At 70.2% G+C, this 25144-nt stretch carries 23 protein-coding genes; 17 read left to right on the top strand and 6 right to left on the bottom strand.

Going from position 1 to position 25144, the window contains the following annotated elements; genetic code table 11:
* Positions 1-47: 47 nt before the first annotated feature.
* Both JK364_RS03635 and JK364_RS03630 read left to right on the top strand, forming a co-directional pair.
* Positions 48-1541 carry a purine-cytosine permease family protein gene (locus tag JK364_RS03635; protein WP_201847419.1) on the top strand — a complete coding sequence of 498 codons (1494 nt, stop codon included), beginning with the start codon at positions 48-50 and terminating at the stop codon, positions 1539-1541.
* The gene (locus tag JK364_RS03630; RefSeq protein WP_269146168.1) at positions 1538-2596 is read left to right on the top strand and encodes a PfkB family carbohydrate kinase; all 1059 of its coding nucleotides are present in this window, start codon (positions 1538-1540) and stop codon (positions 2594-2596) included. Before JK364_RS03635 ends, JK364_RS03630 begins: the two co-directional genes overlap by 4 nt.
* Positions 2597-2682: 86 nt before the next feature.
* Here JK364_RS03630 and JK364_RS03625 read toward each other — a convergent pair whose 3' ends face one another.
* On the bottom strand, positions 2683-3312 hold the full coding sequence (locus JK364_RS03625; RefSeq protein WP_201847416.1) for a TetR/AcrR family transcriptional regulator: 630 nt from the start codon (positions 3310-3312) through the stop codon (positions 2683-2685).
* A 227-nt stretch (positions 3313-3539) separates the two neighbouring features.
* On the opposite strand from JK364_RS03625, the gene JK364_RS03620 reads away from it, so the two are divergent.
* From JK364_RS03620 to JK364_RS03610, 3 genes are all read left to right on the top strand, one after another.
* Positions 3540-4241, top strand: a complete 702-nt coding sequence (locus JK364_RS03620; RefSeq protein ID WP_201847414.1) for an SDR family oxidoreductase — start codon at positions 3540-3542, stop codon at positions 4239-4241.
* Positions 4242-4305: 64 nt separating this feature from the next.
* On the top strand, positions 4306-4728 hold the full coding sequence (locus tag JK364_RS03615) for a tautomerase family protein (RefSeq protein ID WP_201847412.1): 423 nt from the start codon (positions 4306-4308) through the stop codon (positions 4726-4728).
* Positions 4729-4836: 108 nt separating this feature from the next.
* A complete protein-coding gene (locus JK364_RS03610) occupies positions 4837-5439 on the top strand; it encodes a DJ-1/PfpI family protein (RefSeq protein WP_201847410.1) in 603 nt (200 codons plus the stop codon).
* Positions 5440-5441: 2 nt separating this feature from the next.
* Here JK364_RS03610 and JK364_RS03605 read toward each other — a convergent pair whose 3' ends face one another.
* From JK364_RS03605 to JK364_RS03595, 3 genes are read right to left on the bottom strand one after another with little or no spacing between them, the layout of a single operon-like run.
* Positions 5442-6245 (bottom strand): siderophore-interacting protein, encoded by an 804-nt coding sequence (locus JK364_RS03605; RefSeq protein WP_230991288.1) that lies wholly within the window; start codon positions 6243-6245, stop codon positions 5442-5444.
* A 40-nt stretch (positions 6246-6285) separates the two neighbouring features.
* Positions 6286-7194, bottom strand: coding sequence for a PDR/VanB family oxidoreductase (locus JK364_RS03600; protein ID WP_201847407.1), 909 nt, complete (start codon positions 7192-7194; stop codon positions 6286-6288).
* Between the two features lie 23 nt (positions 7195-7217).
* Positions 7218-7847 carry an MSMEG_1061 family FMN-dependent PPOX-type flavoprotein gene (locus JK364_RS03595; protein WP_201847405.1) on the bottom strand — a complete coding sequence of 210 codons (630 nt, stop codon included), beginning with the start codon at positions 7845-7847 and terminating at the stop codon, positions 7218-7220.
* Between the two features lie 172 nt (positions 7848-8019).
* Here JK364_RS03595 and JK364_RS03590 point away from each other — a divergent pair, with 172 nt between their 5' ends.
* Positions 8020-8715 (top strand): TetR/AcrR family transcriptional regulator, encoded by a 696-nt coding sequence (locus JK364_RS03590; protein ID WP_201847403.1) that lies wholly within the window; start codon positions 8020-8022, stop codon positions 8713-8715.
* Between the two features lie 19 nt (positions 8716-8734).
* Here the strand turns inward: JK364_RS03590 and asnB are convergent, their stop codons facing one another.
* Positions 8735-10567, bottom strand: a complete 1833-nt coding sequence (gene asnB / locus JK364_RS03585; protein WP_201848877.1) for an asparagine synthase (glutamine-hydrolyzing) — start codon at positions 10565-10567, stop codon at positions 8735-8737.
* Between the two features lie 446 nt (positions 10568-11013).
* On the opposite strand from asnB, the gene JK364_RS03580 reads away from it, so the two are divergent.
* On the top strand, positions 11014-12468 hold the full coding sequence (locus JK364_RS03580) for a glyceraldehyde-3-phosphate dehydrogenase (protein WP_201847401.1): 1455 nt from the start codon (positions 11014-11016) through the stop codon (positions 12466-12468).
* A gap of 61 nt (positions 12469-12529) precedes the next feature.
* Here JK364_RS03580 and JK364_RS03575 read toward each other — a convergent pair whose 3' ends face one another.
* Positions 12530-13765 carry an ROK family transcriptional regulator gene (locus JK364_RS03575; RefSeq protein ID WP_201847399.1) on the bottom strand — a complete coding sequence of 412 codons (1236 nt, stop codon included), beginning with the start codon at positions 13763-13765 and terminating at the stop codon, positions 12530-12532.
* Between the two features lie 244 nt (positions 13766-14009).
* Here JK364_RS03575 and JK364_RS03570 point away from each other — a divergent pair, with 244 nt between their 5' ends.
* The 10 genes from JK364_RS03570 (at position 14010) to JK364_RS03525 (ending at position 25139) form a co-directional block, all read left to right on the top strand.
* A complete protein-coding gene (locus JK364_RS03570) occupies positions 14010-15161 on the top strand; it encodes a Gfo/Idh/MocA family protein (RefSeq protein WP_201847397.1) in 1152 nt (383 codons plus the stop codon).
* Positions 15158-16078: a sugar phosphate isomerase/epimerase family protein gene (locus JK364_RS03565; RefSeq protein WP_201847395.1), complete on the top strand. Its 921-nt coding sequence runs from the start codon at positions 15158-15160 to the stop codon at positions 16076-16078. Before JK364_RS03570 ends, JK364_RS03565 begins: the two co-directional genes overlap by 4 nt.
* Before the next feature lie 38 nt (positions 16079-16116).
* The gene (locus JK364_RS03560; RefSeq protein WP_201847392.1) at positions 16117-17226 is read left to right on the top strand and encodes a Gfo/Idh/MocA family protein; all 1110 of its coding nucleotides are present in this window, start codon (positions 16117-16119) and stop codon (positions 17224-17226) included.
* Between the two features lie 39 nt (positions 17227-17265).
* Positions 17266-18159: a sugar phosphate isomerase/epimerase family protein gene (locus JK364_RS03555; protein WP_201847390.1), complete on the top strand. Its 894-nt coding sequence runs from the start codon at positions 17266-17268 to the stop codon at positions 18157-18159.
* Positions 18160-18262: 103 nt separating this feature from the next.
* Positions 18263-19771 carry an ABC transporter substrate-binding protein gene (locus JK364_RS03550; protein WP_201847389.1) on the top strand — a complete coding sequence of 503 codons (1509 nt, stop codon included), beginning with the start codon at positions 18263-18265 and terminating at the stop codon, positions 19769-19771.
* Between the two features lie 40 nt (positions 19772-19811).
* Positions 19812-20753 (top strand): ABC transporter permease, encoded by a 942-nt coding sequence (locus tag JK364_RS03545; RefSeq protein ID WP_201847387.1) that lies wholly within the window; start codon positions 19812-19814, stop codon positions 20751-20753.
* On the top strand, positions 20750-22519 hold the full coding sequence (locus tag JK364_RS03540) for a dipeptide/oligopeptide/nickel ABC transporter permease/ATP-binding protein (RefSeq protein WP_201847385.1): 1770 nt from the start codon (positions 20750-20752) through the stop codon (positions 22517-22519). The genes JK364_RS03545 and JK364_RS03540 overlap by 4 nt, the downstream gene beginning before the upstream one ends.
* Positions 22516-23343 (top strand): ABC transporter ATP-binding protein, encoded by an 828-nt coding sequence (locus tag JK364_RS03535; RefSeq protein WP_201847383.1) that lies wholly within the window; start codon positions 22516-22518, stop codon positions 23341-23343. The genes JK364_RS03540 and JK364_RS03535 overlap by 4 nt, the downstream gene beginning before the upstream one ends.
* Before the next feature lie 48 nt (positions 23344-23391).
* Positions 23392-24009, top strand: a complete 618-nt coding sequence (locus tag JK364_RS03530; protein WP_201847381.1) for a response regulator transcription factor — start codon at positions 23392-23394, stop codon at positions 24007-24009.
* On the top strand, positions 24006-25139 hold the full coding sequence (locus tag JK364_RS03525) for a sensor histidine kinase (protein ID WP_201847379.1): 1134 nt from the start codon (positions 24006-24008) through the stop codon (positions 25137-25139). The genes JK364_RS03530 and JK364_RS03525 overlap by 4 nt, the downstream gene beginning before the upstream one ends.
* Positions 25140-25144 lie beyond the last annotated feature (5 nt).

The raw sequence follows: 25144 nt of genomic DNA, 5'->3' as shown, positions 1-25144 counted from the left end.
CCCACATCCGCACCGGAGCGCCCCCGGACAGAAAGACAGGTACCACCATGGCGGCTTCAGAGAACGACCGCGTCGGTTCCGTGGAGACCAGAGGCATCGAGCCGGTTCCCGACGCCGAGCGCCACGGCCACGCGAGCCAGATGTTCTGGACCTGGTTCGCGGCGAACATCAGCATCCTCGGCCTGCCGCTCGGCGCGGCGCTGGTCAGCTTCCGCGGCCTGAACATCTGGCAGGCGGCCGTCGTGGCCATCCTCGGCTCCTTCGGCTCCTTCGCCCTGGTGGGCGCCCTCAGCATCGCCGGGAAGCGGGGCGGAGCACCCGCCCTCACCCTCTCCCGCGCGGTGTTCGGGGTCCGTGGCAACGCGGGGCCCACGCTGGTCACCTGGATGAGCCGGCTCGGCTGGGAGACCATCAACACCACCACGGCCGCCTTCGCCCTGCTGGCGCTGCTCGACGCCGCCTTCGGCATCCGGCGGAACACCGTCCTCACCGTGGTGTGCCTGCTGGTCTTCATCGGCTGCACCCTGCTGATCAGCGGCCTGGGCCACGCCACCATCATGTGGATCAACAGGTGGGCCAGCTATGTCTTCGGGCTGCTCAACCTTGTCGTGATCGGCTTTCTCGCCACCACCGTGGACTGGGGCAAGGTCTTCCACGCCCAGGTCGGGCCGGTGAGTTCGATGGTCGTGGGCGTGGGCATGATCGCCGCCGGTACCGGGATCGGCTGGGCCAACACCGGGGCCGACTACGCCCGTTACCTGCCCCGCCGGATTCCCGGCGGCAGGCTGGTGGCCGCTTCCGCCTTCGGCGCCGGTATCCCGCTGGTGGTGCTGATCTCGCTGGGCTCGCTCCTCGCGGCGGGTGAACCCGATCTGGCCTCCGCCTCCGACCCCGTCTCGGCGATCAACACGATGCTGCCCTCGTGGATGTCCATCCCGTATCTGATCGCCGCGTTCGGCGGACTGCTGCTCTCCAACCACCTGTCCGTCTACTCGGCCGGACTCACCATGATCACCCTGGGGATACGGGTCCGGCGCACCCTCGCCGTCGGCCTGGACGTGGTCGTCACCTTCGCGGGCGGGATCTACTTCATCCTGATCGCCAAGGACTTCTACGGCCCGTTCATCACCTTCCTCACCCTCCTCGCCGTCCCCATCACCGCCTGGGTAGGCGTCTTCGCGGTCGACCTGATACTCCGCCGGTCCTACGACGGCGCGGCCCTGATGGACGTCGGCCGCTCCAGCCGCTACTGGTTCCGGGGCGGGGTCGCCTGGGCCGCGATGATCGCCTGGGCGGCGGCCATCGTGGTGGGCCTGCTGTTCACCGAGGCCAGCACCAGCGCCACCGACGTGTGGTTCTCCGGGCCGTTCGCCCACAGCTGGATCGGGTCCAACGGGCTGGGATGGGTGATGACCCTGGTGCTCGCGGCCGGCGTCTACGCCCTGCTGCGCAGGTTCGACGGCACCGTCCGCGAGGAGGCGTCCGCACAGCCGCCCCAGCAGCAGGTGCTGCCCGCCCCGGCCGCGCGGGAGGCCTCATGACCGGCCACGACGGCGTCCCCGGCGCCTCCCACGACGGCGTCCCCGGCGCCTCCCGCGACAGCGTCCCCGGCGCCTCCGGCGAGGCCACGGGCGGTCGGCTGGTGCTGCTCGGCAACGCCATCGTCGACCTGGTGATGCGGGTGCCCGCACTGCCCGAGCGGGGCGGCGACATCATCTCGCGGGACACCACCCTCACCACGGGCGGCGGATTCAACGTCCTCACCGCCGCCCGCCGCCTGGGCCTGCCGGCCGTGTACGCGGGTGCCCATGGCACCGGGCCGTTCGGCGACCGGGTGCGGGCGGACCTCGCCCGGGAAGGCATCGAGGTGCCGCTGCCTCCTCTCACGGAGGAGGACACCGGATTCTGCGTGGCCTTCGTCGACGGCGGTGGCGAGCGCACCTTCGCCACCAGCCTCGGCGCCGAGGCCCGGCTGAGCGAGGCCCACGCGACGGCCGTGCTCGCCGCGCTGCGCCCCGGCGACCTGGTGCAGATCTCCGGATACGGGCTCGCCTACCCGGTGAACGGCCCGGTTCTGGCCTCGCTCGTGGCACGGCTGCCGGAGCACACCCGGGTCTTCCTCGACCCGGGCCCGCTGGCCGACCAGATCCCGGAGGAGGTGCTGGAGCCCGTTCTGGCGCGCTGCGACTGGGTCAGCTGCAACCAGCGCGAGGGGCGGCTGCTGACCGGCCGGGACGACGCCCGGGAGGCCGCGGCGGCGCTCGCCGCCCGGCTGGGCCCGCGCACCGGTGTGCTGCTGCGGGCCGACGCGGACGGATGCTGGCTGGTCCCGCCCGGCGGCGAGCCCGCGCACATCCCCGGCCGCCAGGTGACCGCGGTCGACAGCAATGGCGCGGGCGACGCCCATACGGGAGCGTTCCTGGCCCTCCTCGGCCACGGGCTGGACCTGAGCGGCGCCGTACGGGGCGCCAACGCGGCGGCCGCCTTCGCGGTCACCCGCCACGGCCCCGCCACCGGGCCGACCGCTGGCGAGCTGCTGGACTTCCTCGACGGCGAGCCGCTCGCGGCGCGGCTGTCCTCGGCGCTCGGACGGTAGTCCGCGCCCGGGCCCGCCGTCAGCGGGATCGGGCACCAGATGGGTCCGGGCACCGGATGGGTCCGAACCCCTGACGTGAGCGCGTTTCACTCGCCGGTGCCGGACGCGTCCTTCCCGTCAGGGGTGTGCTCGTACGCGGCGAGGACGTGGTCGCGCACCGCGGTCAGGACGCGGTCCGACAGATCGTCTCCCGCGCAGGCCCGCGACAGCACCAACGCCCCGACCATGGTGGACAGTTCGACGAGAACGGACTCCTCGTCGGCCGCCGTGTCGCCGGACGTCCTCGCGTTGCGCTCCATCCCGCCGATCAGCTTGCGCACACCCTCGATGTACGCCCCCTTGAGCGGGTCACCGGGCTCCGCGTGCGCGGCGTCCACCGCCAGCGCCGCGGCGGCGCATCCCAGCCCGGGGTTGTCGCGGTGCGGGGCGGACAGATAGGCGGCCAGGAAAGCGGCCCGGGCGCCGCTGGTGTCCTCGCCCTCGGGGGGTTTCTCCATGTCGGCGAGGCGTTCGGCGAACGCGGCCGAGCACGCCTGGGCGACCAGGTCGTCCTTCGAGGCGAAGTGGCGGTAGAAGCCGCCGTGGGTCAGACCTGCCGCCGCCATCGCCTGCGGCACGCTCACCTTGTCGGCGCCGTGGGTGCGCACCAGCTTCGCGGTGGCCGCGATCACCTGCTCGCGGTGGCGTTCGGCCTCGGCTCGGGATGCTCGGGGCATGGGCGGTACTTCCTTCTGCGTGTGGTGCCGGACTGGGGTACCGGATGCCGGTACCGCGTCGATGATATTTGCGGCCCATTTTAGATGATGCTAATAATCTATTCCAGCGCGCCGCTGGGCCGCGGCCTCCTGGGCCGTCGTCCCTGCCGGTTCGTGCGCGCGATTCGACAGATCCGTCAAGTCCGGCAGGTCTGACAGATCCGACAGGTCCGACAAGGAGGCCCGACATGGTTGCGATCGATGGTTCCGTGGTGCTGGTGACCGGAGGTCAACGTGGCATCGGCAAGGCGTATGTGGAGGCACTGCTCCGGCGCGGAGCGGCGAAGGTCTACGCGACGGCGCGAAAGCCCAGCCTCAGCGAGGACCCGCGGGTGGAGGCCGTTTCCCTCGATGTCAACGACGCGGACGCGGTCGCCGCTCTCGCCGATCGGGCCACGGATGTGGACATCGTCATCAACAACGCGGGAGTGCTCCTGCCCTCGCCGCTGCTGACGGCGGACATGGCCGATGTGGTGGCCACGTTCGAAACGAACGTCTTCGGGCCCCTCCGGATGGCCCGTGCGTTCGCCCCGGTCCTCGCCGCGCGGGGCGGCGGCGCGCTGGTCGACATGCACTCCGTGCTGTCCTGGGGCGCCGGCGCGGCCGCCTACGGCGCCTCGAAGGCCGCCCTGTGGTCGATCACGAACTCTCTCCGCATCGAGCTGGCGGAGCAGGGAACCCAGGTGGTCGGGGTGCACCTCGGGCTCGCCGACACCGACATGGCCGCCGGGATACCGAGTCAGAAGATCTCCCCGGCCGAGGTCGTGGAGGCGGCCCTGGACGGCGTCGAGAGCGGCGGCAACGAGGTGCTGGTCGACGCCGTGACCCGGCAGATGAAGGCGGCGCTCGCCGGGCCGGTGGAGGGCCTCACCCTGGTCCTCGGACGCTGACCGCTCGCCGCCGACAGCCGCTCGTCACCGCCGTTCGACTTCACTCGTCCTGAAGGAGAGAGCAATGCCCCTGTGGCACGTCTACCATCCGGTCGACGCCTACTCCGCGGAGCAGAAGCGGCGATTCGCCGCGGACGTCACGGAGTACTACACCCGGGTCGGTCTGCCGAAGTTCTACGTCGTCACCCTTTTCCACGAGGTTCCCGAGTCCTCGTTCCTGGTCGGCGGGGAGCCGTCGGACAACACCGTCCGGGTCGTGGTCGAGCACATCGCGCGCCACCCGACGGACCCCGAGGTGCGGAAGAAGGGCACCGAGGGGCTCAACCGCCTGCTGGCCCCGCACACCCGGGACCGCGGGCTGCACTGCGAGTTCCATGTCGACGAGACGCCCCGGGATCTCTGGATGATCGACGGGATGTGGCCCCCTCCCTCGCGCAGCGAAGCCGAACAGCTCTGGGCGCGGGAGAACCGTCCGGTGGCGTACTGACCGCGAGCACATCGCGATGGCGCGAGGCCGCCGACATCGAACGGCGGCCTCGCCCCCCTCCTCGTGAAATCCGTGGCCGAGCGGGGAAGGGTCTGATTGGATCGCGGCATGGCTCAGGAAGACACGCGGAAGATCGGGATCCTGCTGTTCCCGGACGTGGAGGAGCTCGACGCCATCGGTCCATGGGAGGTGCTGTCCTACTGGACCCGCAATTTCGCCGAGGACGGGTGGCAGGTGTTCTGCTTCTCCGCCGATGGAAACCCTGTGACCTGCGCGAAGGGGCTCACCGTAGCGGCCCATCACGCGATGGCCGACCTGCCCGCCCTGGATGTGCTGCTGCACCCCGGCGGCCAGGGGACCCGGCCCCAGCTCGAGGACGGCCGGCATCTGGAGTGGGTCCGGGCCCAGCGGCGATCCGTGCCCCTGATGACGAGCGTGTGCACGGGCTCGCTGGTCTACGCGGCGGCCGGACTGCTGACCGGGCGGCCCGCGACCACGCACTGGGCGTCGCTGGACCGGCTCGCCGAGCTCGACCCGACGATCGACGTACGGCCCGAGGACCGGTTCGTCGACGACGGTGACCTGATCACCTCCGCGGGGGTCTCGGCCGGTATCGACATGGCCCTTCACCTGGTCGCCAGGCTGGCCTCGGCGGAGCGCGCACGTCAGGTGCGGCGTGGCATCCAGTACGACCCGAAGCCACCGGTGTGAGCTCAACCGGGGCTGGAGCGGCCGTGCCGCCAGTAGCCGAAGAACGCGATGTCCGGCTTCGGCACGCCGCGGTCGCGCACCAGATGGCGGCGCAGCCCGGTGGCCAGTCCGGCTTCCCCGGCGACCCAGGTGTAGAACCGGCCCGGTCGCGGGGACGATGTCCGGACCGCGTCGAGGGCCAGCCCGCCGGGCAGGGTGTCCGCGCCGTCCCGGGCCAGCCACCGCACCCGTACGCCCTCGGGAGCGGTGATGTCCGTGCGGATGTCGGCGGTCCCGGGCACCTCCAGGAAGACCTCCGCCACCAGCGACGCCGGGGCGTCCTCGAGGATGGCGAGGATCGCCGGCACGGCGCTCTCGTCCCCGACGAGCAGCTGCCATGCGGCATGGGCCGGTGGCAGATAGCTCATGCCCATGTCGAAGATGCCCGCCGGGTCCCCGGGCCGGGCGTGCCGGGCCCAGGTGGAGGCCGGGGTGTCGCCGTGCAGGGCGAACTCGATGTCCACCTCGCCGAGTTCGGGCCGGGCGCGCCGGATGGTGAAGTTGCGCACCCATGGTCGGCGTGACTTCGGCAGGAGGAGTAATTCCGCCATCCACGCATTGCTGGAGAGCTTCGGCATCCTCAGCCCGTTCTGCCCCTCGCGGGGGAAGAACAGCCGCACCATCTGGTCGAAGCCCATCGGCTTCAGACGCTCCAGTTCGGGTCCGCCGAGTGTGATGGTCGAGAAGGCGGGTGTCAGCTGGGTGTTCCGGCGCACCTCCAGCGTGATCATTTGCCGTGATTCGGGCGTGCGTGTCTTGGGCAGCATGTCGTTCCTCGCGTTGCGTTGAAGGCCGCTCGCCGCCTGGTCACAGGTCCACGACGAGCCGCGGGGACACCGCGCGGGACACACAGGCGTACATCCGGCCGGCGGGGGCGCCGATGTCGTCCCGGTGCTCCGGTTCGCCGTCGAGTACGGCCACTTCGCAGCTGCCGCAGACGCCTTCGCGACATCCGGACGCCACGGGGAACCCGGCGTGGGTCAGGGCGTCCAGCAGCGACTCGTCGTCGGGCACCTGAACCGTCCGCCCCGATCGGGCGCACACCGCCTCGAACGCGGTGTTGGGCGCGAACGACCTGGGCGCCGGGCGGAACCGCTCCGCGTACAGCCGCCCCGAGGGGAACGCGTCCTCCGCCGCGGCGAGCATCGGCCCGGGGCCGCAGGCGTAGACCACGGCACCGGGGCTCAGCGCGGATGCCAGAGCGGCGAAGTCCGGCCTGCCCTGCTGCCGCGTGGCGACGATCCGCACCCGATCGCCGTAGCAGGAGCGCAGTTCGTCGGCGAAGGGCATGGACGCCACCGACTGCCCCAGGTACACGAGCGACGCCGGGACGTCCGACGTGGCCGCCGCCCGCAGCATCGGCAGGATCGGGGTGATGCCGATCCCGCCGGCGAGGAAGAGGTACTCCGGCGCGGGGAGCAGCGGGAAGTGGTTCCGGGGCAGCGACACATCGAGGGCGCGACCCCGGCGCAGGAACCGGTGGATGTACTCCGAACCACCCCGGCTGAGGCGGTCGTGGCGTACGGCGACGCGATAGGACTCCCGGTCCGCCGGGTCTCCGCACAGCGAGTACTGCCGGGTCAGCCAGTTCGGCAGCGCCAGGTCGATATGGGCGCCCGGCTCCCAGAGCGCCAGCGGGCCGGTGGCGCCCCGCAGGACCAGGGAGACGACGTCTTCGGCGACCTGCTCGATGTGGTCGACGACGGTCTGTTGCATCGTTGATTCACCTTGTGCCGTGGTCAGTAGAGTTTCCGGTAGCCCTCTTCGAGAGCGTGGGTGAGCGCCATCGGGTCGATGTCCATCCCGAACTGGGTGGCGGCGATCTCGCCGACCGACGGGATCTCGTCGGCGAGGGCCTGGCTCGCCGGATCCCACAGCCGGGAGCGGATGAGCGCGCGACCACAGTGGAAGTACGCCTCCGCCACCTCGACGACGATCGCCAGCACCGGATCCTTGGCCTCGGTCTGCATCCGGGCGAGCACATCGGGGTCGTCGGTGGGGTAGGCGCGGCCGTTGACCCGCAGGGTCTCCCGCAGCCCGGGGATGAGGAAGAGCAGTCCGATCCCGTCGTTCTCGGCGAGGTTGCGGAAGGAGTCGGCGATCTTGTTGCCGGGGCGGTCGGGAATCGCGAGCGTGTGGTCGTCGAGGACCTTCACGAACCCCGGGTAGTCGCCACGGGGGGAGCAGTCGGCGCGCCCCTCCGCGTCCGCCGTGGCCATGGACAGGAAGGGGGAGTGCGCGATGAAGAGGCGGAAGTACTCGTCGATATGGTCCTGGATCTTGCCCTTGACCATGGCCTCGGGCTCCCCGAGCAGGGCGTGGACCTCGGCCGGCGACAACCGCCGGGGGCGTGTGCTGGTCTGCGTCATGAGGACTCCTTCCGGGAGGGGCGGAGCGGAGGGCGCGGGACCCGTGCCAGTCGCCTCCCGCCTCCCTGCCGACGACGGTGGCTCACCGCTCCGCCGCAGTTCATGGCACTATTGTGAGCAATTACTCAGGTCTCGCGCCACTCGCTTTCACGGGCGCTGCGCAGGAGGTGTCATGACGACCGGCCGTCGCGGACTTCAGCCACGTAAACAGCCACGCCAGGCCCGGGCCGAGCTCACCCGGCAGCGCATCCTCACCGCCGCTGCTCACGTTTTCGCCGAGTACGGCTATGCCGCCGGGACCACCAATCGCATCGCCGAGCGCGCCCGGATCTCGATCGGCTCGCTGTATCAGTACTATCCGAACAAGGACGCGATCCTGGCCGAGTTGCTGATCCGTCACCTCGACGCCGGGGGTGACGCCATCAGGAGCCGCCAGGACGAGGACGAACCGGACTCCCTGGAAGAGATCATCCGCGGTTTCGCGCGCCCTGTGATCGCGAATCACCTGGACGACCCGCAGCTGCTCCGCGTCATGATGGAACACGGGCCCCGGTCACCCGAGTTGCTCGAGAAGATCGCCCGGCATGAGCGGGATCGGGTCGCCTACACCCAGGAGTTGCTCGAGCGCCATCCCGAGGTCCGGGTCGAGGACACCTACGTCGCCGCCCGGCTCGTGGTGTCCACGGTCGAGCTCCTCGTCCACCAGCTCATCGCGGCGCCCGAGTCCATCGACACCGAGCGGCTGGAGAACGAACTCGTCGCGATGATCACCCGCTATCTCACGGCCGCGCCGGGCGGTAGCGGCGGGGTTGACCAGTCACGGGACGAGGACCGGGCACCCGGTGGCCCGGGTGCCCGTCCCTCGTGAGGTGCGTGATGTGCGGGTGTCAGCCGATCGTGATGACGGGCTTGCGCAGGTCGAACCACGCCGCCAGATCGAGGGCGCGTTCGATGATGGCGCGCTGCTGAGTGGTGATGACCTCCGCCGGTGCGTCGAGCGCCTCCCTCAGCGTCTCGACGCTGCACAGTTCGAGGGCCTGGTGTCCGGAGGTGATGAGGTCGCCCGCCTGCCGCCTGATGGCGGCGAGATAGGCCGGGTCGAAGCTGCCGGGGTAACCGCTCTTCTTGCGGTTGGCCACGGACTCGGGCAGCACATCGCGGGTGGCCTCGCGCAGGATGCTCTTCTCCCGCCCGTCGAAGGTCTTCAGCGACCAGGGGGTGTTGAAGACATAGGAGACGAGGCGGTGGTCGCAGAACGGCACCCTGACCTCCAGGCCGACGGCCATGCTCATCCGGTCCTTGCGGTCGAGCAGGGTGTTGACCATGCGGGTGAGGTGTAGATAGCAGACCTGCCGCATGCGCTTCTCCAGACCGGTCTCACCGTCCTTGAGCGGGACTTCGTCCAGGGCGCTGAGGTAGTGGTCGCGCAGGTAGGTGTCCACATCGAGCTTCTCGGTGAGGTCCTGGGACAGCAGGTCCTTGGTGTCGCCGAGCGTCAGTCCTCCGGCGAGCCAAGGGAAGGTGTCGGCGTCGCGCCGCTCGTCGTGGAACCACGGATAGCCGCCGAAGACCTCATCGGCCGACTCGCCCGACAGGGCCACGGTCGACTGTTCGCGAACGGCCTTGAACAGCAGATAGAGCGAGTTGTCCCGGTCGCCGAGCCCGATGGGCAGATCCCTCGCCGCGATGGCCGCCTGCCTGACGGCCGGGTCGGACAGGGCGGAGCCGTCGAGCACGATGTCCCGGTGGTCGCATTTCACATGCTCGGCCACGGCGTGCACATACGGCGTGTCGACGCTGGGCGCCACGTCGATCGCGCGGAAGTTCTCGGCCTGCCCGGGGAAGTCCACGGCGAAGCTGCGGACGGTCTCGCCGTGTTCGCCGAGCTTGCGGGCGGCGAGCGAGGTCATCGCCGAGGAGTCGAGCCCCCCGGAGAGCAAGGTGCAGCGGGGCACGTCGGCGACGAGCTGACGGGCGATGATGTCCTCCAGGAGCTCCCGCACATGGGCGACGGTCGCCTCCTGGTCATCGGTGTGCTCGGAGACCTCCAGACGCCAGTACGCCTGCTCGCGAAGTCCATTGCGGTCGACGACGGCGATGTGGCCGGGGCGCAGCTCCTTCATGCCCTTCCAGATCGCATGGCCCGGGGTCTTGGCGAAGGAGAAGATCTCCCGCAGCCCGTCCAGACCGACCTCGGGGGCGGCGAGCGGATTGGCGAGGATGGCCTTGGGCTCGGATCCGAAGAGGACGCCGTCGTCGGTCTCGTAGTAGTAGAACGGCTTGATGCCCATCCGGTCCCGGATCATCACCAGCTTCTCGGTACGGGAGTCCCAGATGGCGAAGGCGTACATGCCGTTCAACTTCTCGGTGAGGGATTCGCCCCACTCGACATAGCCGCGCAGAACGACCTCGGTGTCGGAGTCGGTGGCGAAGCTGTGACCCCTGCGGCGCAGTTCGTCGCGCAGCTCGGTGAAGTTGTACGCCTCACCGGAGTAGACCATGCTCACGGGGCCGTCGGCCGTGTCGACGGCCATGGGCTGCGCCCCGCCGGGCAGGTCGATGACGGCCAGCCTCCGGTGCCCGAGCGCCGCCCTGCCGGTCACCCATGCTCCGGCCGCGTCCGGGCCCCGGCAGGCCATCGTCTCCGTCATGGTGTCGAGGACCTGTCGGTGGGAGGTCAGATCGCGACGGTAGGAGACCCAGCCGGTGATGCCGCACACAGTGATCATCCCTTTCGCTCAGCGGGAGATGGTTGCCTGTGAAAACCATCTACCTCTCCGGAGGGGGATCGCTACTGGGCGCTGATCTCTGGGGGAGTGGTATTTCTCACTGGTAAATTCCTGTTAATGGTAAGTTTCGTCATGAGTGCTGTCCGAAAAACGACGCCCACTAAGTCGCTATTTTACGGCTGATATCCGCGTCGTAATTCATCGGGGAATGACCGGCGGTATACGAAAGAGAAGGAACGGCTCCGCGGCGGCCCTCGGCTCTCCGTGATGGGCCGCGGCGCATGGGTGGTGGCGGGGGCCATGGGCTCGCGTGCCGTTCGGCAAGCATGTGGGAGCTGTGCCGGGAGCCCGCGTGGTGGGGATGGCTGGGGGCGCCGACGAGCCCCATGACCTGGGGAGCTAGCATATGAGCGCCACCTAGCTCGAAAGATGAATTTGTGACTCTCAACGAGGACTCGTTCACCAACTGGAAGCACCGCGAGGAGATCGCGGAGTCGATGATCCCCCTCATCGGGAAGCTGCATCGGGAGCGGGACGTCACGGTCCTGCTGCACAGCCGCTCCTTGGTGAACAAGTCGGTCGTCAGCATCCTGAAGACCCACCGATTCGCCCGTCAGATCGCCGGTGCGGAGCTCTCGGTCACCGACACCCTGCCGTTCCTGCGGGCGCTCACCGCGCTGGATCTCGGCCCCTCCCAGATCGACATCGGCCTGCTCGCCGAGACGCACCGGGCCGATGACCGCGGTCTCCCGGTGGAGGAGTTCACCGCCGAGGCCGTCGCCGGGGCCACCGGGGCCAACAAGATCGAGTGCCGTGAGGGACGCGATGTCGTCCTCTACGGGTTCGGACGGATCGGGCGGCTGGTCGCCCGTCTGCTCATCGAGAAGGCCGGGTCCGGCAACGGTCTGCGGCTGCGTGCCATCGTCGTCCGCGGGACCGGCGGGCGGGCCGGTGAGGATCTCGTCAAGCGGGCCGCGCTGCTGCGCCGCGACTCCATTCACGGCCAGTTCCAGGGCACGATCACCGTGGACGAGGCGAACAGCACGATCATCGCCAATGGCAACGAGATCAAGGTGATCTACGCCGACGACCCGACGTCGGTGGACTACACGGCGTACGGCATCAAGGACGCCATCCTCATCGACAACACCGGCAAGTGGCGCGATCGCGAGGGGCTGTCCAAGCATCTGCGCCCCGGACTCGACAAAGTGGTGCTGACCGCGCCGGGCAAGGGCGATGTCCCCAACGTCGTCCATGGCGTCAACCACGACACGATCAAGCCGGACGAGCAGATCCTGTCCTGCGCCTCGTGCACCACCAACGCGATCGTCCCGCCGTTGAAGGCGATGGCGGACGAGTACGGCGTGCTGCGCGGCCATGTGGAGACCGTCCACTCGTTCACCAACGACCAGAACCTGTTGGACAACTACCACAAGTCCGACCGCCGTGGCCGTTCGGCGCCGCTCAACATGGTCATCACCGAGACCGGTGCCGCCTCCGCGGTGGCGAAGGCCCTGCCGGACCTCAAAGCGAAGATCACCGGCAGTTCGATCCGCGTTCCGGTGCCGGACGTCTCGATCGCGATCCTCAATCTGCAGCTCGCGCGCGAGACCACCCGCGAGGAGGTCCTGGACTATCTCCGCGATGTGTCCCTGACCTCGCCGCTCAAGCGCCAGATCGACTTCATCAGCGCCCCCGACGCGGTCTCCAACGACTTCATCGGCTCGCGCCACGCCTCGATCGTCGACGCGGGCGCCACCAAGGTCGAGGGCGACAACGCGATCCTCTACCTCTGGTACGACAACGAATTCGGCTACTCCTGCCAGGTCATCCGCGTCGTCCAGTATGTCTCCGGAGTGGAGTACCCGACCTACCCGGCCCCGGTGGTCTGACACTCGCCGCGACAACGGTCCCGCTTCCGGCCCCGTCCGGAAGCGGTCCGTCGGAAGGGCCCTAGTCGCCCGTTCCGGACATGTCGGCCAGTAGCCGTACGATACCCGCCGGCCCGAAGACGTCCTGGGTGGCGAGGGCGATGCCACCGTGGAGCCCGGAACTGCCCTTGAGCTGTGTCGCGGTGATGGTCAGTTTGCGGGTGGCCAGGGGGAGGGCCCGCTGGTACACGACGGCTCGTACGGCGGAGACCAGGTCGTCGCGGAGTTCGCTCAGCGGACCGGCCAGGATGATGGCGCGCGGATTGAACATATGGACCAGCACGGCCACCACCTCGCCGATCTCCGTGGCCGCCTGGCGCACGGCGTGCAGTGCGGCAGGGTCGCTGTCGGCGACACGCTGGGCGAGCGTACGGGTGCCGTACAGACGGTCGTCGTCGGTCGACTCGGGGATGCCGAGGCCGCGCAGGACGGCACGGTGAGAGGCGATCGCTCCGACACAGCCGACGTTGCCGCAGACGCACAGGACGTTGCCTCCGCCCACGGCCCGGGTGTGGCCGATGTCGCCCGCCGCGCCGTCGGCGCCGCGGTACACATCCCCGCCCGCGGTGATGAGACCGGCCCCGATACCGCTTGCGATCTTGATACAGAGCAGCGGAGTCTCCGCACCGCCCCGCTCGGCCTCGCCCAGTGCCATCAGATTGACGTCGTTGTCCACCACGACCGGGGCGCCGAAGCGTTCCCGGAGGTGGTCGGCGACGGGGTAGCCGTCCCAGCCGGGCATGCCGGTGGGCTGTACCGCGCAGCCCTGCTGGAAGTCCACCGGCCCGGGGAGGCCGACGACCACCTCACGCACCCGGCCGGGATGGCGGTCGTGTTCTTCCAGCAGCGCCCGCAACCGTTCGGACACCGCTTCCAGCACGATCTGCGGGCCCGCGTCGATCGGGACGTCGACCGTGTCCTGTGCGATCAGCCGTCTGCTGAGGTCGGCGATGGCCAGCTGGGAGGCGACGGTGTCGATGTCCACGGCGACGACGGTTCCGGCCTGCGGGCTGATCGTCAGCACCCGGGGCGGCCGTCCCCGCACGGACCGTCTGGACTCGACCTCCTGGAGGATGCCGTTGCCGACGAGATTCTCCACCTGCTGGCCCACGGTCGACCGGGCCAGGCCGCTGCGCCGCGCGAGTTCCGCGCGGTTGGTCGCCTCCCCGGAGACCACGAGTCCCAGCACCCGCCGCAGGGCGAGGGGTACCGATACGGGGGCGCTTGATTCCTCCGCGTAGCCATCGTCTTTATGCATTCCTGTGACCGTAATGTTGTTCCCTTCAGTCCGTCAACGCTCCTCTCCCCAGGCACTGCCTCGTGGATCCGCCAGGGCGGCTGCTCATGGACACAGTCGGGGGAGGCGCGTAGAAGATTGGCCACTTTTAGGCCTTGAAAAAAATTAAATATGCCGTCTTGTGCTTGCTGTCTGAACTAAACCAGGGTGATGCGCAGCGCGGCGTCGGACCGCGATCGGCGGTTGGACGTCGGAGGTGCGTCAGATGAGTGGTTCGCTTCGAGCGGTGGTTTCGGGCGCCGGGATGATCGGTACCGTGCACGCGGCCGCGATCCGTGCGAGCGGCGGAGATCTCGCGGGTGTGGTGGCCTCGACTCCCGAGCGCGGTGCGCGAGTCGCCGAGGAGTGGCGGGTGCCCGGCCGCTATCCCGACTTCGAGGCGGTGCTCGCCGACGACAGCGTATCGGTTGTGCATGTGTGCACCCCGAACGCGCTGCACGTCGGCCAGGCGGAGGCGGCGCTGCGCGCGGGGAAGCATGTGATCTGCGAGAAGCCGCTCGCCACCGCGACCGCCGACGCGGAACGGCTGACAAGCCTGGCGGAGGAGGCGGGGCTGGTGCTCGCGGTCCCCTTTGTCTACCGCTACCACCCGCTCGTCCGGGAGCTGCGGGACCGGCGGCTGCGTGGTGAGTTCGGCGCCTGGCAACTGATCCACGGCAGCTATCTGCAGGACTGGATGCTCTCCGAGGACGCCATGTCCTGGCGGGTCGACCCGTCCGAGGGCGGCCCTTCCAGGGCCTTCGCGGACATCGGATCCCACTGGTGCGACCTGGTCGAGTGGGTCGCCGGAGTCCGCTTCGCCGAACTCACCGCGAGGCTCGGCACCACGGTGCCCACCCGCCCCGCCGGTACCGGCGCCACCTTCTCGACCATGGGCGAGGGCCGACGGGTGCGGGTGCGTACCGAGGACGTGGCGACCGTACTGCTGCGCACCGACGGCGGCGCCCTGGCCACGCTCACGGTTTCCCAGGTGTCGGCCGGCCGCAAGAACCGGCTGTGGTTCGAGCTCGACGGTGCGCGGGGCAGCGCGGTCTTCGACCAGGAGAACCCCGAGACCGCCTGGCTCGGCGCACCGGACGGAGCACATGTGCTGTTCCGCGATCCGAGCCGGGGATCGGCCGAGCAGCGACGGCTCTCACGGCTGCCCGCCGGCCATGCCCAGGGGTACGCCGACTGTTTCCACTCCTTCGTCGCCGACGCCTATGCGGCGATCCGCGGCGAGGCTCCCGAGGGATTGCCCACCGGAGCGGACGGCGTCCGCTCGGCACGGCTCGTCGAGGCCGTGCTGGCCTCCTCCGCCTCACTGACCTGGACCGATGTCGCCCCCACTGCCATAGCCCTGGAGAACACCGCATGAAACTCGGCATGCTCACCGCCTGTCTGCCCCGGCTCTCCCTCGCCGAGATCGCCGCATGGGCGAGCGAGAGGGGATACGAGGCCCTGGAGGTCGCCGCCTGGCCGCGCACCGGAGGCCGGGACTTCGAGGCCGCCCATCTGCCCGTGGCCGGTTTCGGCGCGCGCGACGCCGATGAGACCCGGGCGCTGTTCGAGCGCCACCGCCTCCATCTCTCGGCCCTGGCGTACTACGAGAACAACCTCCACCCCGACACCGCGCGCCGCGCGGAGATCCACGCCCATCTCCGGGCGGTGATCGACACCGCTGCGGCCCTCGACGTCCCGTATGTGGGCACCTTCGTGGGCCGCGACTGGACCCGGCCGGTGGCGCGGAACCTGGAGGAGGCCGAGAAGGTCTTCCCCGGACTCGTCGAGTACGCGGGGGAGAAGGGCGTCCGCCTCATCATCGAGAACTGTGTGATGGAGGGCTGGCACCCGGACGGCTATCCGGGCAACCTCGCCTACTCGCCCGAGCTGTGGGAGTGGATGTTCTCCCTCGGGCTGTATCTGAACTGGGATCCGTCGCATCTGACGTGGATCGGCGTCGACCCGGTGAAGACCATCGCGCCGTATGCGGACAGGATCGTGCACGCCCAGGCCAAGGACCTCCAGATCCTGCCGGGTGCGATCGACCGCTACGGGGTGTTCGGCAAGGCGGTCCGGCGGGAGGACCCGTGGGACACCGGCTGGTGGCGCTACCGCGTACCCGGCCGGGGCCAGGTCGACTGGAACGCCGTGGTGGACGCCCTCTACGAGCACGGTTTCACCGGGACCCTCTCCGTCGAACACGAGGACCCGGTGTGGGGCGGCACCGAGGAGCGGGTCAAGACCGGCCTGGAAATCGCCCACCGGACACTCCGGCCTTTGATCGTCGCGTGAACGCCGCTCGACTTCCCCCTCACGACCGCAGGAGACTCATGGTTCAGCGACAAACACGGCACCGCATCGGGATCCTGGGCGCCGGAAACATCTTCGGCCGCTATGCCGAGGGCTTGCGCACCTTCCCGGAACTCGAAGTGATCCGCGTGGCCGACGTCGACACCGACCGCGCGAGGCGGGCCGCGTCCGAGTACGCCATACCGGCCTGGGGCGACGTCGGCGAACTTCTCGAGGACGACGCCGTCGAGATCGTCATCAACATCACCCCGCCGGCCTTCCACGCGAAGACCGTCATCGCCGCGCTGGAGGCGGGCAAGCACGTCTACGTCGAGAAGCCGCTCGCCGCCACCGTCGAGGAGGCCCGCGAGGTCCTCGACGCCGCCGAGCGCAGTGGGAAACTCCTGGGCTCGGCCCCGGACACCTTCCTCGGCAGCGCCGTGCAGACCGCCCGCCACGCGATCGACACCGGCCGGATCGGCGAACCCGTCGGCGCCACCGCCTTCGTGCGCTCCAGCAGATCCGAGACCTGGCACCCGGACCCCCGGGCCTTCTACGGGCCGGGCGGCGGGCCCGTGCTGGACATGGGCCCCTACTACCTGGCCGCGCTCGTCAACTGCCTCGGCCCCGTCCGGCAGGTGTCCGCCGCCACCCGCATCGGCGCGAAGACCCGTCAGGTCACCAGCCCCGAGCGGGTGGTCGACGAGATCACCGTCGAGGTGCCCACCCATGCCTCGGCCGTGCTGACGTTCGTCTCCGGCGCCATCGGCACCACCCTGATGAGCTTCGACGTCTGGGACACCGAGCTGCCCCGCATGGAGATCTACGGCACCGAGGGCACCCTCTCGCTGCCCAACCCCAACTGCTTCGACGGCGATGTCCGGGTCAAGCGCCACCACGACGACGACTGGGCGGTGCTCACCCCGGTCACCGAACTCTTCGGCGCCGTGAACACCCCCGAACAGCACCGCCGTGGCCTCGGCGTACACGACCTCGCGGGCGCCATCCGCGGCGGCCCGCACCGCGCCGGTCCGCGGTTCGCCTTCCACACCCTCGACGTGCTGGCCGCGTTCGAGACCGCGCAGCGGGAGAACCGGGTCGTCGCGATCGAGAGCGGCTGCGAACGCCCCCAGCCGCGCACCGCCCACTGACCCGGCACCCGACCGCGCCTACGAAAAGGACCACCGACCATGAAGATCAGGCAGGACCGTCTCGCCATCAATCCGCTGCAGTGGGTCGCGAGCGCCGACGGATGGCTCGACCCCACGCTCGCCCCGTCGCTCGACCGGCAGCTTGAGGTCATCCGCGACGCGGGCATCGGGGCCCTGCACAGCGCGGTGCCCGGCGACCTGACCCCCGAGGCGTACGCGGCCCGGCTCGCCGGCCACGGCATCGCCCCCGCACCCGGCTACATATCCGTCCGGCTCACCGAGGACGAGACCCAGCGGCGCACGTTCCGCGACAACGCGGCGCGCACCGCCGAACAGCACGCGGCGCTGGGCGTGCCCACCGTCTTCCTCGCCATGGGAATGGCGAAGGACGCCGAGCGGGTGGGCCGCCCCGCGGTCGGCCACCTCGACGACCGGGACCGGCTGGAGCGGGTACGGGACCTGCTGGCCGAGATCGCCGGGGTGGTCCGGGCACACGGGATCACACCGGCCTTCCACCCGCATGTGGGCACCTGGGCCGAGACCGAGGAGGAGACCCGCTTCGTCCTGGACACCGTCGACGCGTCCGTCCTCGGATTCGGACCCGACATGGGCCATCTGGCCTGGGCGGGCGCGGACGCCGCACAGCTGGTGCGCGACTACGCGGACCGGGTGGCGAGCGTTCACATCAAGGACCTGGACCTCGGCCTCGCGGCCAGGGCCAGGGAAGCGGGCTGGGACTACCGCAAGACGGTGCTGGCGGGGCTGTGGTCGGAGCCGGGCCACGGCAACGCCGACATCGAGGGCTTCGTCGGCGCGCTGCCGGACGACTTCGACGGCTGGCTGATCATCGAGGTCGACCGGGGGGCCCGGCCGACCCCCGAGGAGAGCGTGCGGCTGTGCGGGGAGTGGGCCACACGGCACGCGCGGCCATGACCGGGCGGCGCGCAGCGGAACCGGCCGGCGCACGGCCGGAAGGCAGGACGACCCGGGGGGACATCGAGGTGATCCGACACATGAACCAGGTGGAGAGAAGACCATGCGCAAGACAGTGGCATTCATCGGCGCCGCACTTCTGACAGCGACCACGACGGCCTGTGGCGGCGGTACACGGGCCGCGGGCGGTGACCACACACTGACCCTCGCCGAATCGGTCACGGCCACGCCGTGGGACCTGTCGAAGGCGAGCATCGGCCCCGAAACGCAGTACTACCAGCCGGTGTTCGACACCCTCGTCCGGCTCGATCCCAAGGGCCGGCCCACCCCCAACCTGGCCACGTCATGGGCGTACGACAGGCCCCAGACGACCCTGACGCTCAAGCTGCGCGACAAGGTGAAGTTCACCGACGGCACCCCTGTCGACGCGGAAGCGGTCAAGCGGAACCTGCTGCACACCAAGAGCGGCACGGGCTCGGCCGCCGGTGAGATCCGCGACATCAGCGGTGTGGACGCCGTCGACGCCCGCACCGTGGCCATCAGACTGAGTCACCCCAGCCCGTCCCTGCTGCCCGCGCTGGGCCAGGTGTCCGGCATGATCGCCGGCCCGGCATCGCTCGAGGACCCCAAGGTGCCGGTGGGTTCGGGCCCGTACAAGCTGGACACATCGGCCACCACCGCGGGCCAGACGTACACCTACGCCCGCAACCCCGGCTACTGGAACAAGAAGGCCTTCCCCTACGACAAGGTCGTCATCAAGTACCTGTCCGACCCGACCGCGCGCACCAACGCGCTGCTGTCCGGCCAGCTCGACGGCGCCACGCTCAACCTCAACCGGGTGAAGACCGTCAAGGCCCGCGGCCTGAACATCGCCACGTACGAGCCCGGCGACGTGGAAGGCCTGTACATCTGGGACCGGGCCGGGAAGAAGGTGCCGGCGCTGGGCAAGGTGAAGGTCCGGCAAGCGCTCAACCACGCCTTCGACAAGCAGGGGATCGTCAAGTCGGCCAAGACCGGGCTCGGCACGCCCACCGCGCAGGTGTTCGCGCCCGGTGAGGACGGCTACGACGCCGGGCTGGAGGACACCTACTCCTACGACCCGGCGAAGGCCAGGAAGCTGCTGGCCGAGGCCGGCTATCCGCACGGCTTCTCCGTCACCCTCCCGGACCTTTCCGCGCTCTTCCCGCAGGAGCAGGCCGCGCTCACCCAGGCCCTCAAGGACATCGGCATCGAGGTGAAGCTGGACAACGTGCCCGGCGACCAGGTCATGAGCAGCATGCTGTCCGGCAAGTACGCGATGTCGTACTTCAAGCTCGGCGCGCCCACGGGATGGGACAAGGTTCAGCTGCAGCTGACCGAGAAGTCGACCTGGAACCCGTTCAAGTACCACGACCCGAAGGCCGACGGCCTCATCACGCGCATCGGTGACGCCACCGGAGCCAAGCGGGACGCGCTGTTCAAAGAGCTCAACGCCTATGCCGTGGACCAGGCGTGGAACGCGCCCTGGAGTGTCGTGGCCAACGCCTACGCCACCGCGAAGGACGTGAAGGTCACGCCTCAGCGCGGGGTCCAGTACCCGCCGCTCCACAACTACGCACCGGCGGCGAAGTAGCCACCGGTCCGCTTCGAGACATGGAAGGAGGAACCGACCCGTGCTTGCCTTCTTGTTCCGGCGCATCGTCGCCGGAGCGGCCCTGGTGGCCGTCGTGGCCACCGCCACGTTCCTGCTGCTGAACCTCACCGGGACCGATGTCGCCCGCAACATCCTGGGCGAGAGCGCCACGCGGTCCGCCGTGACCGCCAAGAGCCATGAACTCGGCCTGGACCAGCCCCTGGTGGAGCGCTACTGGCACTGGGCCGAGCAGGCCGTGCGGGGCGATCTGGGCAGCTCGTGGTTCACCGGCGACCCGGTGGGCCAGTCCCTGGTGGACACGTTGCCGGTCACCCTCTCCATCGTGCTCGCCGGTCTGCTGCTCGCCGCGGTCCTCAGCGTCGCCCTGGGCACGGCGGCGGCGCTGCGCGGCGGCTGGGTGGACCGTATGGTGCAGCTCGCCGCGGTGCTCGGCACCGCCGTGCCCAGCTTCCTGATCGCGCTGGTCCTCGCCGTCACCGTGGCGGTTCAACTCGGCTGGCTGCCCGCCACCGGCTATGTCGCCATCGACGCCTCCGTCACCGACTGGCTCCGCTCGATCGTCCTGCCCGCGGTGTCGCTGGCCGTCGCCGCCACCGCCGCCACCGCGATGCAGGTGCGGGGCGCGTTGCTGGACGTACTGCGCGCGGACTATGTGCGCACGCTGCGCAGCCGGGGCCTGAGCACCCGCAGTGTGGTGTTCCGGCATGCGCTGCGGAACGCCGCCCCGCCCGCTCTGACCGTGCTCGCCCTGCAGTTCATCGGGCTGATCAGCGGTGCGGTCGTGGTGGAGAAGGTGTTCGGCCTGCCGGGCATCGGATCCCTCGCCAACTCGGCCGCCGTACGCGGTGACGCGCCCGTGCTGCTCGGCACGGTCGTGGTGACCGTCAGCGTCGTCGTCGCCGTCAATCTGCTGCTGGACATCGCGTACGGCTGGCTCAACCCGAAGGTGCGTGTCTCATGACAGCGGTGGATGTGGAGCCCACCCCTCGGCGGGATCGCCTCCCGCGCCGGACGCTGCGCGATCCGCTGGCCGCCGGCTGCCTGGCCGTCCTGGCCCTCGTGATCGCCGCGAGCCTGGCGGCGCCCCTGCTCACCGACTACGTCCCCGACCACAGCGTCATGGCGGACACCCTCGCGCCCGCCTCGGACGCCCATCCGCTCGGCGCCGACGGCGTCGGCCGGGATGTGCTCTCGCGGCTGCTGTACGGAGGCCGCACCAGCCTCCTGGGCGGCACCCTCGCCGTCCTCGTCGCCTTCGCCGTCGGCGGGCCGCTCGGTGTGATCAGCGGCTTCTACCGCGGCTGGTTCGACGCCGTGGCCGGCTGGATCGTCAACGTCATCATGGCCGTGCCCGCCATCATCGTGATGCTCGTGGTGATGGCCGCCGTCTCGCAGGACCTCAACGTGGCCATGGTCGTCCTCGGCGTCATCATGGCGCCGATGGTCTTCCGGCTCATCCGGGCGTCCGTGATCGCGGTCCGCGAGGAGCTGTACGTGGACGCCGCCCGGGTCTCGGGGCTCGGCGACGGGCGCGTCATGCGCCGCCACGTGCTGCCCGTGGTGGTCGCGCCGTCGGTCATCCAGGCGACCCAGGTGTTCGCCGTGGCGATCGGCATCCAGGCCGGGCTGGCCTTCCTCGGCCTGGGCAAGGCGTCCCAGGCCAGCTGGGGCGCGATGCTGGGCGACGCCTTCACCAACATCTACAACGCACCCGTGCTGCTGCTCTGGCCGGGCGTCGCGATGGGCCTGACCATCCTGGCGTCGAGCCTGCTGGGCAACGCGGTGCGCGACGCGCTCGGCCCGACCGGGCCGCGGCCGGTGCGCAAGCGCCGCAAGCGCGTCGTCCGCCAGAGCGCACCGGCCGCCGACGTCCCGGCGGACCGCCTGCTCACCGTGGAGGGACTGCGCGTGAGCTACCCGAAGCCCGACGGCGAGAAGAGCGTCGTCGAGGGGGTGAGCCTCACCGTGGCACGCGGCGAAGTCCTGGGCCTGGTGGGCGAGTCGGGGTCGGGAAAGAGCCAGACGGCGTTCTCCGTCCTCGGACTGCTGCCGGACGACGCCGAGGTGACGGCCGACCGGCTGGCCTTCGACGGACAGGACCTGCTGGGCATGGACACCGCCGCCCTCAACCGGATGCGTGGCCACGGCATCGGATACGTCCCCCAGGAGCCCATGTCCAACCTCGACCCCTGCTTCCGGATCGGCTTCCAGCTCGTGGAGCCCATGCGCACCCACCTCGGGCTGTCCCGCGCCGAGGCCCGCAGCAGGGCGCTGGGGCTTCTGGAGCGGGTCGGCATCCCCGATCCGGAGCGGGTGTTCAGGTCGTATCCGCACCAGATCTCCGGCGGTATGGCGCAGCGTGTGCTCATCGCCGGTGCCGTCTCCTGCGACCCCCGGCTGCTGATCGCCGACGAGCCGACCACGGCCCTGGACGTCACCGTCCAGGCCGAGGTGCTGGACCTGATGCGCTCCCTCCAGCAGGAGCACGCCATGGGGATGGTCCTCGTCACCCACGACTTCGGTGTGGTGGCCGACATCTGCGACCGGGTGGCGGTGATGCGGGGCGGGCGGATCGTGGAGACGGCGCCGATGCGGCAGATCTTCGCGGCGCCCGGGCACCCGTACACCCGCACCCTCCTGGCCTCGACGCTCGACGGCGGTCCGGTCCGCGGCGAACCGTCCGCCCGCCCCGGTGCCGGTGAACCTCTCAAGGGGATGACGTCATGACCGTTCCGCTCCTCGAACTCGACGACGTCGTGGTGGAGTACCCCGCGAAGGGCCGTGGCGGGAAGCCGTTCCGCGTCCTGCACGGCATCTCCCTGACCATCGCGCCCGGCGAGACCCTGGGCCTGGTCGGCGAGTCCGGCTCCGGCAAGACCACACTGGGCCGGGCCGTCCTCGGCCTCGCGCCCGTCACCGGCGGTGAGATCCGCTACGGCGGAAGGGCCGTCTCCCGGCTCGGCAAGCGGGAGCGGCGCGCGCTCAGCGAGGACATCCAGGTGGTCTTCCAGGACCCGTTCACCTCGCTGAACCCGGCCATGACGGTCCTGGACATCCTCACCGAACCGCTGCTGGTGACCGGCGTCGCCCGACGGGACGCGGAACAGCGGGTGCGGACCCTGCTCGACCGTGTGTACCTTCCGCACGACGCGGCGCACCGGCTGCCCCGGGAGTTCTCCGGTGGCCAGCGCCAGCGGATCGCCATCGCGCGCGCCCTGTGCCGCGACCCCAGGCTGATCGTCTGCGACGAACCGGTCAGCGCCCTCGACCTGACGACCCAGGCCCGGGTGCTCGACCTGTTCACCGAGATCCAGGAGGCCACGGGCGTGGCGTATCTGTTCATCACCCATGACCTGTCCGTGGTCCGGCACATCAGCCACCGGGTGGCCGTGCTGTACCGTGGCGACATCGTGGAGACGGGCGCCGCCGCCCAGGTCACCGAGGCACCGGAACACGCCTACACGCGGCGGCTGTTGCTCGCGGCGCCGGTGCCGGACCCCGACCGCCAGGCGCGCCGCCGGGCCGAACGGCAGAAGGAGGCCGCCTCATGACCTTCCGCACCCGGGGACCCGACCGGGTTCACCGGCGGGACGACTGAGATGTCCCTCGTCTACATCCTGGACGACGACGAGGAGCTGAGCGAATCGCTCGCCTGGCTCCTCGAGTCGGTCGGCATCCGCTCGGAGCGCTTCGGGGACGCCCGTGCCTTTCTGCGCTCCTACGACCGCGACCGGCCCGCCTGTCTGGTCCTCGACGTCCGCATGCCCGAGCTGAGCGGATTCGACGTACAGCAGCTGCTGAACGAGACGGGCGCGCCGATGCCCGTCGTCTTCGTCTCCGCGCACGGCGACATCCGGATGTCCGTGCGCGCCCTGCAGAACGGCGCGGTCGACTTCCTCGAGAAGCCCTACGACCCCCAGCACATGCTGGACGTCGTGCAGGCCGCGCGGCGCACCGCGCGGGAACGCTTCGAGCGGGCCGCCGCCCAGCGGGAGCTGCGGACCGGCCTGGACCGGCTGACCGCCCGCGAACGGGAGGTGCTCGCACTGTCCGTCGACGGCGTGCCCAACAAGCGCATCGCGACCCGGCTCGGCATCAGCGCCAAGACCGTCGATGTGCACCGCGCCCGGATCCGGGAGAAGACCGGCGCCGAGACCATCGCGACCCTCGTGCATGACATCCTCCGGCTGGGGCTGCGGCCCCCGGCGGAGCGATGAGGGACACCGCCGTGGACCGTCTTCCCTCCTCCGGTTTCCGGACGTTGATGGAGGCCCTGAAGTACTGCGTGCTGCTGCACGACGCCCGGACGTACGAGATCCTCTGGGCCAACCGGGCGGCCTGCGAACTGCTCGGCTGGACCGTCGACGAGCTGAAGCCCCTCAAGGCACCGGACATGAGCAAGAACGCCCGGCAGTACAGCCGTGAACTCGGGCACCGCTGGCTCGGCCACGCGGCGCGGCACGGTATCAGCGCCACCGAGTGGTGCTATCGCTCCAGGAGCGGCGAGGAGATTCTCACCGAGGCGATCGCCATTCGCGTCGTCCTCCCGGAGCGGGCGGTGGTGATGGTCCAGTTCCGGGACATCGCCGAGGAGAAGGCGGTCCGGCGCGATCTGTCCCGCGCCGAGGAGGAGCACCGCCGCGACACCCAGCGGCTGAACCATCTGGCCCGCAACAACGCCATGGGCGACATGGCGATGGCGATCGCGCACGAGGTGAGCCAGCCGCTCGCGGCCGCGTACAACTTCGTGGAAGGGGCACGCGGCCGGCTCGGACGCGGTGACGAGACCGTGGCCTGGGGGCTGGACAACGCCGCCCGGCAGATCGAGCGGGCCCGGCGGATCCTGAGCAGCCTGCGGAGCTACGTCGGGCGCCTGGAACAGTCCGAGCAACTGACCGACCTCAACGCGATCGTGCGTGACTGCGCGTACTTCATCGAGCTGCGCGCCCAGGAGCACGCGGTGCCGGTCGTGTTCGACCTCACCGCCGAGCCGCTGCCGGTGCGCTGCGAGAACATACTCATCGGCCAGGTCGTGATGAACCTCGCCTTCAACGCGGTGGACGAGATGGCCGGCTGGCCGGAGGCGGAACGGACGGTGTCGGTCACCACCCGGCGGGGCGGCGACGGATCCGCCGTGCTCGAGGTCCGGGACGCGGGGAAGGGCCCGCCGCCCGAGGACCGGATCTTCGACGGCGTCTTCACCTCCAAGGAGAACGGCAGCGGCATCGGCCTCGCCCTCAGCCATCGCATCGTGGCCCGCCACGGTGGGCGGATCGAGGCCGGAGCGAATGAGCCGCGCGGCGCGGTCTTCCGCTTCACGCTGCCGATGGCCGATCCCGGCCGGTAAGCCGG

This window comes from Streptomyces endocoffeicus, from assembly GCF_016741935.1.
Taxonomy (GTDB): Bacteria; Actinomycetota; Actinomycetes; order Streptomycetales; family Streptomycetaceae; genus Streptomyces; species Streptomyces endocoffeicus.
Note: the sequence above shows the minus strand (reverse complement) of the source record. Positions and strands in the feature narration are given on the sequence as shown.

Coding starts and splice junctions, on each gene's coding strand:
- JK364_RS03590 (WP_201847403.1), top strand. CDS start 8,020: ATGACGACCGGCCGTCGCGGACTTCAGCCACGTAAACAGCCACGCCAG.
- JK364_RS03630 (WP_269146168.1), top strand. CDS start 1,538: ATGACCGGCCACGACGGCGTCCCCGGCGCCTCCCACGACGGCGTCCCC.
- JK364_RS03555 (WP_201847390.1), top strand. CDS start 17,266: ATGAAGATCAGGCAGGACCGTCTCGCCATCAATCCGCTGCAGTGGGTC.
- JK364_RS03530 (WP_201847381.1), top strand. CDS start 23,392: ATGTCCCTCGTCTACATCCTGGACGACGACGAGGAGCTGAGCGAATCG.
- JK364_RS03595 (WP_201847405.1), bottom strand. CDS start 7,847: ATGACGCAGACCAGCACACGCCCCCGGCGGTTGTCGCCGGCCGAGGTC.
- JK364_RS03575 (WP_201847399.1), bottom strand. CDS start 13,765: ATGCATAAAGACGATGGCTACGCGGAGGAATCAAGCGCCCCCGTATCG.
- JK364_RS03525 (WP_201847379.1), top strand. CDS start 24,006: ATGAGGGACACCGCCGTGGACCGTCTTCCCTCCTCCGGTTTCCGGACG.
- JK364_RS03635 (WP_201847419.1), top strand. CDS start 48: ATGGCGGCTTCAGAGAACGACCGCGTCGGTTCCGTGGAGACCAGAGGC.
- JK364_RS03625 (WP_201847416.1), bottom strand. CDS start 3,312: ATGCCCCGAGCATCCCGAGCCGAGGCCGAACGCCACCGCGAGCAGGTG.
- JK364_RS03565 (WP_201847395.1), top strand. CDS start 15,158: ATGAAACTCGGCATGCTCACCGCCTGTCTGCCCCGGCTCTCCCTCGCC.
- JK364_RS03620 (WP_201847414.1), top strand. CDS start 3,540: ATGGTTGCGATCGATGGTTCCGTGGTGCTGGTGACCGGAGGTCAACGT.
- JK364_RS03570 (WP_201847397.1), top strand. CDS start 14,010: ATGAGTGGTTCGCTTCGAGCGGTGGTTTCGGGCGCCGGGATGATCGGT.
- JK364_RS03605 (WP_230991288.1), bottom strand. CDS start 6,245: ATGCTGCCCAAGACACGCACGCCCGAATCACGGCAAATGATCACGCTG.
- JK364_RS03600 (WP_201847407.1), bottom strand. CDS start 7,194: ATGCAACAGACCGTCGTCGACCACATCGAGCAGGTCGCCGAAGACGTC.
- JK364_RS03610 (WP_201847410.1), top strand. CDS start 4,837: ATGGCTCAGGAAGACACGCGGAAGATCGGGATCCTGCTGTTCCCGGAC.
- JK364_RS03550 (WP_201847389.1), top strand. CDS start 18,263: ATGCGCAAGACAGTGGCATTCATCGGCGCCGCACTTCTGACAGCGACC.
- JK364_RS03535 (WP_201847383.1), top strand. CDS start 22,516: ATGACCGTTCCGCTCCTCGAACTCGACGACGTCGTGGTGGAGTACCCC.
- JK364_RS03615 (WP_201847412.1), top strand. CDS start 4,306: ATGCCCCTGTGGCACGTCTACCATCCGGTCGACGCCTACTCCGCGGAG.
- JK364_RS03560 (WP_201847392.1), top strand. CDS start 16,117: ATGGTTCAGCGACAAACACGGCACCGCATCGGGATCCTGGGCGCCGGA.
- JK364_RS03540 (WP_201847385.1), top strand. CDS start 20,750: ATGACAGCGGTGGATGTGGAGCCCACCCCTCGGCGGGATCGCCTCCCG.